This window comes from Citrobacter sp. FDAARGOS_156 (assembly GCF_001559235.2).
GTDB lineage: Bacteria > Pseudomonadota > Gammaproteobacteria > Enterobacterales > Enterobacteriaceae > Citrobacter > Citrobacter youngae.
In genome coordinates this window covers 1,920,389-1,932,125 of the sequence record NZ_CP014030.2, presented here as the reverse complement: position 1 = coordinate 1,932,125, position 11,737 = coordinate 1,920,389, and the positions used below count along the sequence as shown (strand labels likewise).

General features: G+C 52.5%; 11 protein-coding genes and 1 tRNA gene. 8 read left to right on the top strand and 4 right to left on the bottom strand.

What is annotated here, in order from left to right; translation table 11 throughout:
- Positions 1-63: 63 nt before the first annotated feature.
- Positions 64-558, bottom strand: a complete 495-nt coding sequence (gene lrp, locus AL515_RS09390) for a leucine-responsive transcriptional regulator Lrp (protein ID WP_002439523.1) — start codon at positions 556-558, stop codon at positions 64-66.
- Positions 559-1,177: 619 nt separating this feature from the next.
- Between lrp and trxB the strand changes: the two genes are divergently transcribed.
- From trxB to infA, 5 genes are all read left to right on the top strand, one after another.
- The gene (gene trxB / locus AL515_RS09380; RefSeq protein WP_005123580.1) at positions 1,178-2,146 is read left to right on the top strand and encodes a thioredoxin-disulfide reductase; all 969 of its coding nucleotides are present in this window, start codon (positions 1,178-1,180) and stop codon (positions 2,144-2,146) included.
- 113 nt (positions 2,147-2,259) lie between these two features.
- On the top strand, positions 2,260-4,026 hold the full coding sequence (gene cydD / locus AL515_RS09375; RefSeq protein WP_061067611.1) for a heme ABC transporter permease/ATP-binding protein CydD: 1,767 nt from the start codon (positions 2,260-2,262) through the stop codon (positions 4,024-4,026).
- Positions 4,027-5,748, top strand: coding sequence for a heme ABC transporter ATP-binding protein/permease CydC (gene cydC / locus AL515_RS09370; RefSeq protein WP_061067610.1), 1,722 nt, complete (start codon positions 4,027-4,029; stop codon positions 5,746-5,748). It begins immediately after the preceding gene.
- 44 nt (positions 5,749-5,792) lie between these two features.
- Entirely contained in the window at positions 5,793-6,497 is a 705-nt protein-coding gene (gene aat, locus AL515_RS09365) for a leucyl/phenylalanyl-tRNA--protein transferase (protein WP_048212150.1), read from the top strand.
- Positions 6,498-6,783: 286 nt separating this feature from the next.
- Positions 6,784-7,002 (top strand): translation initiation factor IF-1, encoded by a 219-nt coding sequence (gene infA / locus AL515_RS09355; protein WP_002211347.1) that lies wholly within the window; start codon positions 6,784-6,786, stop codon positions 7,000-7,002.
- A gap of 78 nt (positions 7,003-7,080) precedes the next feature.
- On the opposite strand, the gene AL515_RS09350 is transcribed toward infA, so the two are convergent.
- Positions 7,081-7,992 carry a LysR family transcriptional regulator gene (locus tag AL515_RS09350; protein WP_048212151.1) on the bottom strand — a complete coding sequence of 304 codons (912 nt, stop codon included), beginning with the start codon at positions 7,990-7,992 and terminating at the stop codon, positions 7,081-7,083.
- 108 nt (positions 7,993-8,100) lie between these two features.
- On the opposite strand from AL515_RS09350, the gene AL515_RS09345 reads away from it, so the two are divergent.
- The 3 genes from AL515_RS09345 (at position 8,101) to AL515_RS09335 (ending at position 9,892) form a co-directional block, all read left to right on the top strand.
- A complete protein-coding gene (locus tag AL515_RS09345) occupies positions 8,101-8,961 on the top strand; it encodes a pirin family protein (protein ID WP_061067609.1) in 861 nt (286 codons plus the stop codon).
- A gap of 16 nt (positions 8,962-8,977) precedes the next feature.
- Complete coding sequence (locus tag AL515_RS09340) at positions 8,978-9,655, top strand: isochorismatase family protein (protein ID WP_061067608.1); 678 nt, start codon at positions 8,978-8,980, stop codon at positions 9,653-9,655.
- A gap of 149 nt (positions 9,656-9,804) precedes the next feature.
- Positions 9,805-9,892, top strand: a tRNA-Ser gene (locus tag AL515_RS09335).
- A gap of 142 nt (positions 9,893-10,034) precedes the next feature.
- On the opposite strand, the gene rlmC is transcribed toward AL515_RS09335, so the two are convergent.
- Together rlmC and AL515_RS09325 are read right to left on the bottom strand one after the other, a co-directional pair.
- On the bottom strand, positions 10,035-11,162 hold the full coding sequence (gene rlmC / locus AL515_RS09330; RefSeq protein ID WP_061067607.1) for a 23S rRNA (uracil(747)-C(5))-methyltransferase RlmC: 1,128 nt from the start codon (positions 11,160-11,162) through the stop codon (positions 10,035-10,037).
- A gap of 41 nt (positions 11,163-11,203) precedes the next feature.
- On the bottom strand, positions 11,204-11,692 hold the full coding sequence (locus AL515_RS09325; protein WP_048212154.1) for a YbjO family protein: 489 nt from the start codon (positions 11,690-11,692) through the stop codon (positions 11,204-11,206).
- Positions 11,693-11,737 lie beyond the last annotated feature (45 nt).

Below are 11,737 nucleotides of genomic sequence, written 5' to 3'. Positions count from 1 at the left end.
ACTGTTGCTGTATGGATTAACAGGAGTGTAATCAAACTGCGTCGATTTTGCACCTGTTCCGTGTTAGCGCGTCTTAATTACCAGACGATTACTCTGTTTGACTTCTTCCATTACCACGTAAGTACGTGTGTCATTCACGCCAGGCAGACGCAGCAGGGTTTCCCCCAGCAGCTTACGGTATGCCGACATATCCGGTACGCGTGTTTTCAGCAGATAGTCGAAATCACCGGAAACCAAATGACACTCTTGAATTTCTTCAAGTTTTTGTACTGCAGAGTTAAATTGCTCAAACACATCCGGGGCGCCACGATTCAGAGTAATCTCAACAAAAACCAGAAGTGATGCATCCAGATAATGCGGGTTTAACAGCGCTGTATAGCCCTGAATAAAACCCTGTCTTTCCAACCGACGCACACGCTCAAGGCAGGGCGTTGGAGAAAGTCCCACTCGTTTTGAAAGCTCGACGTTAGAAATACGCCCATCCTTTTGCAGCTCATTAAGAATGTTACGATCGATACGGTCGAGATCTTTGCCAGGGCGCTTCTTACTATCTACCATTATTATTGTCTCTCTGTATTCCTTCCCTACTCCTGCCTGACTCTATTAACATCACTGTTCAGAGTCGCTACCCATCACAATAAACCGCAACCCAGAGGGATTTACGGTGCGCAATGCCTGGGTTTATGGTGAGAAGACCGTTGCCTGTCGGCGGCTATCGACATCACGAATGGCATCTGTCCACACCATGCGTAGATTTCACTAACCCGGTAAACATGGTATCTACATGCATGATTATGCAGCATATACATGACACAGTTTTTTTCTTCCTTGAATGTTTTCGCAAAACAGCAGGTGATTGTCAAAGCAAAACATCGATTTTTAGTACAACATGCCAGTTATTCATTGGGAGTGATGGAAAATCGTCATTTTATCACCTTATAACTGACCGATTTTAAGTAGAAATCATTATATCTCCGTCATAGTTCACATCACCTGTGCGTTGGCTTCACGCGGGCCCCCCAACTCGAATAAATTAGAGAGGCGCATTACCCTCAATTTTGCCCATCATCGGTTTCCGCTATTACACATATTGTTAACAAAATCGCCATACTCTTTTTTTACGACTGCAAATTCCCTACAATCCTGCCCATTGCCTACCAACAACTATGGGGATCTCATGGGCACGACCAAACACAGTAAACTTCTTATTCTGGGTTCAGGCCCTGCGGGCTATACCGCCGCCGTCTACGCTGCGCGTGCAAACCTGCAGCCGGTGCTGATTACCGGTATGGAAAAAGGTGGTCAGTTGACCACGACAACAGAAGTGGAGAACTGGCCTGGCGATCCAAACGATCTCACTGGCCCGCTGCTGATGGAGCGCATGCACGAGCACGCAACGAAATTTGAAACGGAGATCATCTTCGATCACATCAGCAAGGTAGATCTGCAAAACCGCCCTTTCCGTCTCACCGGAGACAGTGGCGAGTACACCTGTGACGCACTGATCATCGCCACTGGTGCTTCAGCACGCTATCTGGGCTTACCTTCAGAAGAAGCCTTTAAAGGCCGCGGCGTCTCCGCCTGCGCAACCTGCGACGGTTTCTTCTATCGTAACCAAAAAGTTGCGGTGATCGGCGGCGGCAACACCGCTGTGGAAGAAGCGTTATACCTGGCGAATATCGCCTCCGAAGTTCACTTGATTCACCGCCGCGACAGTTTCCGTGCTGAGAAAATCCTCATCAAACGTTTGATGGATAAAGTTGAAAACGGCAACATCGTGCTGCACACGCATCGCACACTGGAAGAAGTGACTGGCGACCAAATGGGTGTAACCGGATTGCGTCTGCGCGATACGCAAAATACTGACAACGTTGAATCTCTCGACGTCGCCGGATTGTTTGTCGCCATCGGCCACAGCCCGAACACGGCTATTTTCGATGGTCAACTTGAACTGGAAAACGGCTATATCAAAGTTCAGTCCGGTATTCACGGCAATGCGACACAAACCAGCATTCCTGGTGTGTTCGCTGCCGGTGACGTGATGGACCATATTTATCGTCAGGCGATTACCTCAGCTGGCACAGGTTGTATGGCCGCCCTTGACGCTGAACGTTATCTCGACGGTCTGGCGGACGCCTGCAAATAGTTTTACAAATCAGTAACAAAAGTAAAAAAGGCGACTATAAGTCGCCTTTATTTTTGCCCCGTTGTAACATTGTCCTGCCCAAAAATTCCAATAACTCACCTGCTAAGCGTGCAATGAATAAAACCCGTCAAAAAGAGCTTACCCGCTGGTTAAAACAGCAAAGTGTCATTTCTCAACGCTGGCTGAATATTTCACGCCTGTTGGGGTTCGTGAGTGGCCTGTTAATTGTCGCTCAGGCCTGGCTCATGGCTCGGATTCTGCAGCACATGATCATGGAAAATATTCCCCGTGAAGCGCTGCTGTTCCCTTTCGTCGTGCTGGTCTTGATTTTTATCCTGCGGGCGTGGGTTGTCTGGTTACGTGAGCGAATAGGGTTTCACGCGGGTCAACATATTCGTTTTGAGATTCGTCGCCAGGTTCTGGACCGTCTGCAACAGGCGGGGCCCGCATGGATACAGGGGAAGCCTGCCGGAAGCTGGGCCACGCTGATTCTGGAACAGATTGACGATATGCATGACTACTATGCGCGTTATTTGCCGCAAATGGCGCTTGCGGTATGCGTCCCGTTATTGATTGTGGCTGCCGTTTTCCCGTCAAACTGGGTTGCAGCCCTTATCCTGCTGGGAACCGCACCACTGATCCCTCTGTTTATGGCAATGGTCGGTATGGGCGCTGCCGATGCCAACCGGCGTAACTTTCAGGCACTTGCCCGACTCAGCGGTCATTTCCTCGATCGCTTGCGCGGCATGGAAACACTGAGAATTTTTGGTCGCGGCGAAGCGGAGACGGAAAGCATCCGGGCTGCATCGCAGGATTTCCGTCAGCGCACGATGGAAGTGCTTCGCCTGGCATTCCTGTCTTCGGGCGTGCTGGAGTTTTTCACTTCGCTCTCTATTGCCCTGGTAGCCGTGTACTTCGGTTTTTCTTATCTCGGCGAGCTTGATTTCGGCCACTACGGAACCGGCGTCACGCTGGCGGCAGGTTTCCTGGCGCTGATTCTGGCACCGGAATTTTTCCAGCCGCTGCGCGATCTGGGGACGTTTTACCATGCCAAGGCGCAAGCGGTAGGCGCTGCCGACAGCCTGAAAACCTTTATGGAAACCCCGCTCGCGCATCCTGAGCGTGGCGATATTGAGCTGGCAACCAAAGACGCGGTTTCAATTGAAGCCGAAGATCTGATCATCACCTCACCCGAAGGCAAAGTCCTGGCTGGTCCGCTTAACTTCTCCCTACCCGCAGGCCAGCGCGCGGTGCTGGTTGGGCGTAGTGGTTCCGGTAAGAGCTCGTTGCTGAATGTTCTGTCCGGTTTTCTCTCGTATCAGGGCTCATTGCGTATTAATGGCTTTGAACTTCGTGACTTGTCGCCTGATGCCTGGCGTAAACAACTCTCATGGGTCGGGCAAAACCCGCAGCTTCCGGCTGCTACATTGCGCGAAAATGTGCTGCTGGCATGCCCTGACGCCAGCGAAGAACAGCTACAGGCCGCGCTTGATAGCGCCTGGGTCAGTGAGTTTTTACCGCTGCTTCCTCAGGGTGTGGATACCCCTGTGGGCGACCAGGCAGGCCGACTTTCTGTCGGGCAAGCGCAGCGTGTTGCCGTTGCCCGTGCCTTACTCAACCCGTGTCAGTTACTGCTGCTCGACGAACCCGCAGCCAGTCTTGATGCTCACAGCGAACAACGTGTGATGCAGGCGTTGCATGCGGCATCGCGCCGCCAGACCACGCTGATGGTTACGCACCAGTTGGAAGATCTTGCCGACTGGGACGCTATCTGGGTCATGCAAGACGGTCAGATTGTCGAACAAGGTACCTACGCGCAACTTAGCGCAGCCAGCGGGGCTTTTGCGACATTACTGGCTCACCGTCAGGAGGACATCTAAATGCGCGCTTTGCTACCCTATCTGACGCTGTATAAACGTCATAAATGGATGTTAACACTGGGGATCGTTCTGGCGATCGTTACATTATTGGCAAGCATTGGTTTACTGACGCTTTCAGGCTGGTTCCTGTCTGCTTCGGCCGTTGTCGGTGTCACCGGGATTTACAGTTTTAACTACATGCTTCCGGCGGCTGGCGTTCGCGGGGCGGCAATTACCCGAACCGCAGGTCGTTATTTCGAACGACTGGTCAGTCACGACGCGACGTTTCGTGTATTGCAGCATCTGCGTATTTACACCTTCAGCAAATTGCTGCCGCTCTCCCCTGCCGGGCTCGCCCGATACGGCCAGGGCGAACTGCTCAACCGCGTTGTGGCGGATGTCGACACGCTCGATCATCTCTATTTACGCGTGCTCTCCCCGCTGGTTGGCGCGTTTGTCGTTATTGTAGTAGTCACGCTAGGGTTGAGCGTTCTCGATCTCACGCTCGCCATCACCCTTGGCGGTATTATGCTGCTGACTCTGTTTATCTTGCCTCCGTTGTTTTACCAGGCGGGTAAAAGCACCGGGCAGAACCTGACGCATCTGCGCGGGCAATATCGCCAGCAGTTGACCTCCTGGTTACAGGGTCAGGCTGAGCTGACCATTTTTGGCGCCAGTGAACGCTACCGCGCTCAAATGGAAGCCACCGAGCTGCAATGGCATGAAGCCCAGCGTCGTCAGTCCGAATTAACGGCCTTATCTCAGGCTGTCATGCTGCTGATTGGCGCTCTGGCTGTGGTGATGATGTTATGGATGGCTTCAGGTGGCGTAGGCGGAAACACTCAACCAGGCGCACTGATAGCGTTGTTTGTGTTCTGCGCGCTGGCTGCTTTCGAAGCGCTGGCCCCTGTTACCGGCGCATTTCAGCATCTCGGCCAGGTAATTGCTTCAGCACTACGTATTACCGAACTGACAGAACAACAACCAGAAGTCACCTTCCCGGATACGGAAGCTACCGTTTCGCAACAGATTACTCTGACATTGCGTGAGGTGTCTTTCAGCTATCCAGGGCAAACACAAAAAGCTCTGGACACCCTTTCTTTGCTCGCTAAACCTGGTGAACACATTGCGATTCTGGGTCGGACAGGCTGTGGGAAATCAACGTTACTGCAATTATTGACCCGTGCATGGGATCCACAACACGGCGAAATCCTGATTAACGATCGTCCGATTTCAACGCTGAACGAAGCCGCATTGCGCCAATGCATCAGCGTCGTACCACAGCGAGTGCATCTGTTCAGTGCGACATTGCGCGATAACCTGCTGCTGGCTGCGCCACACGCCAGCGATGAAGCGCTATCCGGGATGCTGTGTCGTGTCGGTCTGGAAAAACTGCTTGAAGGTGATGGTCTCAATGCCTGGCTGGGTGAAGGCGGTCGTCAGCTTTCAGGCGGAGAGCTACGCCGTTTGGCTATCGCGCGAGCTTTGCTGCACGATGCGCCGCTGATGCTTCTGGATGAACCTACTGAAGGTCTGGATGCGACAACGGAAAGCCAAATGCTTGAATTGATTAACGATGTGATGCGCAATAAAACCGTACTCATGGTCACACATCGCCTGCGCGGACTGTCGCGATTTAATCAAATAATAGTGATGGACAACGGACGCATAATTGAGCAAGGTAATCACGCAGATCTGTTAGCCAGGCAGGGGCGTTATTACCAGTTTAAGCAACGTCTGTAAGCTATTATTGAACGATCCAACTCGCGTAGTGGAGTTTTGCTGTCATGCGCCTGGTGCAACTGTCCCGCCATTCTATCGCCTTCCCCTCACCGGAAGGCGCTTTACGCGAGCCTAACGGTTTGTTGGCGCTGGGGGGCGATCTCAGCCCTGCCCGCCTGCTAATGGCCTACCAGCGCGGTATTTTCCCGTGGTTTTCTCCTGGCGACCCTATCCTCTGGTGGTCGCCCGACCCACGCGCCATTCTCTGGCCTGATAAATTTCACATAAGTCGCAGCATGAAGCGCTTTCATAAAAATTCGCCTTATCGCGTGACGCTCAATTACGCGTTTGGTCAGGTCATTGAAGGATGTGCAAACGACCGGGAAGAAGGCACCTGGATAACGCATGATGTCGTGGATGCCTATCATCGGCTGCATGAACTTGGACATGCGCACTCTATTGAAGTATGGCGGCAAAATGAATTAGTCGGCGGGATGTACGGCGTTGCGCAAGGTACCCTTTTTTGCGGTGAATCGATGTTCAGTCGCCAGGAAAATGCCTCCAAAACCGCACTGCTTGTTTTTTGCGCTGAATTTATCCGTCAGGGCGGAAAATTAATTGATTGTCAGGTGTTAAATACCCATACCGCGTCGCTGGGAGCCATTGAGACTCCGCGCAGGGACTACCTTGAACATTTAAGCAGGCTACGCCAGCAGCGCCTACCGAGCCACTTCTGGGTGCCCAGGACGTTATTTTCGCCTCAGGAGTGAATGTTTTCGGCACATTTTTTGTCGGGGTGTTATAATTGGTGCCGCAGAGTCGGTTTAGCCCATTACCCCGCCGCCGTTAAGGAACAGTTCGCGTCAGGCAACGCCTATCGTTTATCTCATCGTTCCCTTACACGTTGCGCTTTTAGTGCGGCTTTGTTGTGTGCGGTTAGAGTAATGCGCCAAACCCGATTTGCTGCGTTTTAAACGCACAAATCTTTACTTATTAAAAGAACTTCGGCATTATCTTGCCGGTTCAAATTACGGTAGTGATACCCCAGAGGATTAGATGGCCAAAGAAGACAATATTGAAATGCAGGGTACCGTTCTCGATACGTTACCTAATACCATGTTCCGCGTAGAGTTAGAAAACGGTCACGTGGTTACTGCACACATCTCCGGTAAAATGCGTAAAAACTATATCCGCATCCTGACGGGCGACAAAGTGACTGTTGAACTAACCCCGTACGACCTGAGCAAAGGCCGCATTGTCTTCCGTAGTCGCTGATTGTTTTAACGCCCGAATGGCGTCCAGATAATAAAAGGTCGGTTTAACCGGCCTTTTTTGTGGACTGATATTACGTATTTAATCCTCGATCATTCGTGCATATTCTTCCGTGAGGAAATCCACCAATGCACGAACCGACGGCAATAACCCCCTACGCGATGGAAAAACCGCGTGAATGATCTCTCGCTTTGGTTCCCAACCGTCGAGTAATGCCACCAGCTCGCCTGCGGCTAATTGATCTTTTACCATCAACTGCGGAAGTTGCACAACTCCCACACCGGCAACGGCAGCTTCACGTAGCGCCAGCATATCGGTGGTGATCATTCGTGGCGTGAAATGTACCTCCGCACGAGCTTCCTGCGGGCCAAATAGCTCCCAACGATGCACATGTTTACCCGAGGCCAGGCTCAGCCCCGGCCAGCGAGTCAATTCAGCCGGAGAATGTAGCGCGCCCATTTTCTCGATTAGCTGCGGACTGGCATACAAACGATGCCCCCTGTCCGCCAGCACCCGCATCACCAGGTCGCTATCTTCAAATGGTCGAGGCCTGACACGAATCGCCACGTCCAGACCTTCTCCAACGACGTCAACACGGCGGTTCGTGGCCTCGAGTTGCACAGATACATCAGGGTAACGCGCCATAAAACGGGCAAGCATGGGTCCGATATGCACGTGCAGCAACGTAACCGGGCACGTCAGCTTCACAATTCCACGCGGTTCAACCTGTAGCGCAGCAATGGCATCCTGCGCTGCCTGCGCTTCCACCAGCATTGCCTTACAGTGTTCGTAGAACGTTTGCCCAACTTCAGTAACATTAAACTGCCGGGTGGTTCGCTGAATCAATCGCACCCCCAGCCTCTCCTCCAGTTGTGCAATTCGGCGGCTCAGCTTTGATTTCGGTTCATCGAGTGCCCGACCGGCCGCAGCGAATCCTCCTTCTTCAACTACGTGAACAAACCACGCGAAATCATTGAGATCCGGCTTAGTCATCTTATTGTCCTATTTATGAGACTGTGAAGGCTATTTTAGCTACTACTCAGTTCTCTGTCATGAATATAAGCTTATTCACATCAAGATAACGCCACTGAGGAGACACATATGAAACAAGTAACAGGCGTCTACACCGCACCTCGCCCACACTGGGTTGGCGATGGATTCCCGGTTCGCTCGATGTTCTCTTACCAGTCTCATGCTGAACAATTAAGTCCGTTCCTGCTGCTGGATTACGCCGGGCCACATACCTTCACCCCAGGTAATGAAAAACGTGGCGTGGGCGAACACCCTCACCGTGGTTTCGAAACGGTGACCATCGTTTACAGCGGTGAAGTTGAACATCGTGACTCAACCGGTCGCGGTGGGATTATCGGCCCTGGCGACGTGCAATGGATGACTGCAGGTGCAGGTATTTTACACGAAGAATTCCATTCTCCGGAATTTACCCGGAAGGGTGGCGAGCTGGAAATGGTGCAACTTTGGGTCAACCTTCCAGCGAAAGACAAAATGGCCGTACCCGGATATCAGGGCATTAGTAGTGATGTTATCCCTACTGTCGCGCTGCCAGATGACGCCGGCACTCTCCGTGTCATTGCGGGCAGCTATCAGGAGACAAAAGGTCCGGCACATACCTTTTCGCCGCTGAATGTCTGGGATATGCGTCTGCAGCGTAATCATCAGTTCACGCTGTCTCAGCCGGAAGGATGGAGCACCGCGCTGGTCGTACTGAAAGGCAACATTACCGTAAACGGCACCACGCCCGTCAGCGAGGCACAGCTGGTGGTGTTAAGCCAGCAGGGTAAAACATTGCATATTGAAGCCAGTAGCGATGCCAGCGTATTGCTGTTGTCAGGCGAACCGTTGAATGAGCCGATTGTGGGTTACGGTCCGTTTGTCATGAACACGAAACAAGAGATCGCAGAAGCCGTACGCGATTTTAACTCCGGCCGCTTTGGCCAAATCTGAATCAAAGGAGAATACTATGTCCAGCCCTGCAAACTTTAATGGTTCACGCCCGGTCATCGATGTAAATGATTCCGTTATGCTGCTTATCGATCACCAGAGCGGACTTTTCCAAACCGTAGGCGATATGCCAATGCCAGAACTGCGAGCACGTGCTGCCGCGCTGGCTAAAATGGCCTCCCTGGCGAAGATGCCGGTGATTACCACCGCATCAGTACCGCAGGGACCGAACGGCCCGTTGATCCCTGAGATCCACGCCAATGCGCCTCATGCTCAATACGTGGCGCGTAAAGGCGAAATCAACGCCTGGGATAACGAAGACTTCGTGAAAGCGGTCAAAGCAACAGGTCGTAAGACGCTGATTATCGCCGGTACCATCACCAGTGTTTGCATGGCTTTCCCAGCCATCAGCGCGGTTGCGGAAGGCTACAAAGTTTTCGCAGTGATCGACGCTTCCGGTACTTACAGCAAAATGGCGCAGGAAATCACCCTGGCACGTGTCGTTCAGGCTGGCGTAGTTCCGATGGATACCGCCGCCGTTGCTTCTGAACTGCAGGGAACATGGAACCGTGAAGATGCAGCAGAGTGGGCAGAAGTGTACACGAAAGTATTCCCGGCATATCAGTTGCTGATTGAGAGCTACAGCAAAGCCCAGGAAGTCGTCACCAACGGTGAAAAACTGGACTCTCAGCGCTAATCCTCTCCCCCACGCCTGTCCGGGTGGGGGAATATGTACATTGCGTGACCAAACGAATATGAACATGTAAATTCTGCTTGACCGTTTTAGCGCAACTCCCTATAGTAGCGCCCCGTTGCCCCCCATGTGGTCAGGCAGCAATACAATATGGTGAGGTGTCCGAGTGGCTGAAGGAGCACGCCTGGAAAGTGTGTATACGGCAACGTATCCGGGGTTCGAATCCCCGCCTCACCGCCATATTCGAGAAAGAGCTCGTACGCAAGTACGGGCTTTTTTTTCGCATATTGCATTTGCCGGATGCGGTGCAAGCACCTTATCCGGCCTACGAATGACGAACAACCTGTAGGCCTGATAAGCAAAGCGCCATCAGGCATGCCATTTATCGCCGAGTAAGCAGCGTCAACACTTCGTAGTGTGCTGTGTGCGGAAACATATCGAAAAGCTGGACGCGTTCAATGCGATACCCTGGCAACTCACGAATATCCTTCGCCATGGTTTGCGCATTACAGCTGGAATAAATGATAAAACGCGGTGCCATGTGGGAAAGAAAATCACACAGCGGTTTGCCAATTCCCCGACGCGGTGGATTCACCAACACCAGGTCCGGTACTTCGCCCTGAGCGGTAGCAAACTGAGTTGAGTCCAGCGCCTGAAAATGCAGGTTCTGTAACCCAAGCTCCTGCGCAGACTGTTTCGCGCAGGTAATCGCCTCTGGCGCAATTTCAATCCCTGTCAGTTTCATCTGCGGCGTGGCGCAATGCAGACCAAAACCCCCGACGCCGCAAAACAGATCCCACATGTGATTAACCGGAAGCTGGCGTACCCAGTCGCGCGCCGTGGCATATAGCTGCCCCGCCACTACCGGGTTGGTCTGGAAGAAACTCTGCGGGCGTATCCACAACGGTACGTCGTTAAAACGTTCGGCCAGTGCCTGCTGTTCGGTCAGGAAGATTTCTGTCTCCCCTTCCATAATCGCCATATGCACAGGCTGGATATTGACGCTAATGACTTTTAACTGCGGTAACTGTGCCTGCAGCCACGGTAGCGCCGCGCGCAGTTGTGCCAGTTTCGCGTCGGAACGCAGGACAAAACGCAGCATTATACTGCCATCAAACTGGCTTTCCGTTAACAGCAGATACTTCAGCTCCCCGCGTTTACGCGCCACGTTATAGGGCGTCAGCCCCGCGCGGGCGATAAACGGTTTGAGTGTGGCAAACACGGGCGCAAAAGACTCAGGATAAAGCGGGCAGTCGCACAAATCCTCCGGCGTACCGTCACGATGCAGCATGCCCAACAGCGGTTTCTCCACGCTGCCGCTAACCACCATTTTAGCTTTATTACGAAAAGCGCTTTCCGGGCCGCTGACCGGCGCGCACCATTCTCCGACCGGATAATCGGCCAGCAGATTTTGCAAATCGGCTGTTTTGGCGAAGAGTTGATCGGCGACAGGCTGTGCTATCCACTGACAGGAGCGACAGCGTTCGGCGTCATAAAGTGCGCACTGCATACAAAAACCTACAAATTAACCGGGGGCCAAAATTATACACGTTATTGCAAGCGGAAGAACCGCCTGCTGGACGCAGGAACAAAAAGCAGTAGCAACACCAGCATATCCGGCAATTTTTGCATCACCAGCGTATGCAGGATTTCGCGTCTGGACTCCCCCGCAATACTGAACAGTTCCGGATATCCGTAGCCCAGCGAAGCTGCCCACAGATAGACGCTGGCGATAATCTGGGTCAGCAGATAGATCCAGCGGGCCCAGCTCCGTCCTTTGACCAGCGAAAATGCGCAGAAAATTTCGATAAACAGCAGCACCAGACTGCCCAGAAATACCAGCGTCAAATTCCAGGTCTGCACACTGCGATGAATAAACTCACTGGTTCCACGAAACCCAAGCGTATTAAAAATCATCAACAGATCGAGACAGCGGATCATAATGATAGCCAGCGCCGCCACCTGCACCAAAGCAGGGACGTTTAAGCGGGCATGTGATGTGGATGATTTCTTAAAAAATCCCAACGCGTCGTCTTCCATGAAAACGGCGCAACCACCACAGCTGCGCCGTATAGACAGATTGGC

Excerpts from the sequence above, each read along its gene's own strand:
- trxB (WP_005123580.1), top strand. The coding sequence starts at position 1,178 with ATGGGCACGACCAAACACAGTAAACTTCTTATTCTGGGTTCAGGCCCT.
- cydD (WP_061067611.1), top strand. The coding sequence starts at position 2,260 with ATGAATAAAACCCGTCAAAAAGAGCTTACCCGCTGGTTAAAACAGCAA.
- infA (WP_002211347.1), top strand. The coding sequence starts at position 6,784 with ATGGCCAAAGAAGACAATATTGAAATGCAGGGTACCGTTCTCGATACG.
- AL515_RS09325 (WP_048212154.1), bottom strand. The coding sequence starts at position 11,692 with ATGGAAGACGACGCGTTGGGATTTTTTAAGAAATCATCCACATCACAT.
- lrp (WP_002439523.1), bottom strand. The coding sequence starts at position 558 with ATGGTAGATAGTAAGAAGCGCCCTGGCAAAGATCTCGACCGTATCGAT.
- AL515_RS09350 (WP_048212151.1), bottom strand. The coding sequence starts at position 7,992 with ATGACTAAGCCGGATCTCAATGATTTCGCGTGGTTTGTTCACGTAGTT.
- aat (WP_048212150.1), top strand. The coding sequence starts at position 5,793 with ATGCGCCTGGTGCAACTGTCCCGCCATTCTATCGCCTTCCCCTCACCG.
- AL515_RS09340 (WP_061067608.1), top strand. The coding sequence starts at position 8,978 with ATGTCCAGCCCTGCAAACTTTAATGGTTCACGCCCGGTCATCGATGTA.
- cydC (WP_061067610.1), top strand. The coding sequence starts at position 4,027 with ATGCGCGCTTTGCTACCCTATCTGACGCTGTATAAACGTCATAAATGG.
- rlmC (WP_061067607.1), bottom strand. The coding sequence starts at position 11,162 with ATGCAGTGCGCACTTTATGACGCCGAACGCTGTCGCTCCTGTCAGTGG.
- AL515_RS09345 (WP_061067609.1), top strand. The coding sequence starts at position 8,101 with ATGAAACAAGTAACAGGCGTCTACACCGCACCTCGCCCACACTGGGTT.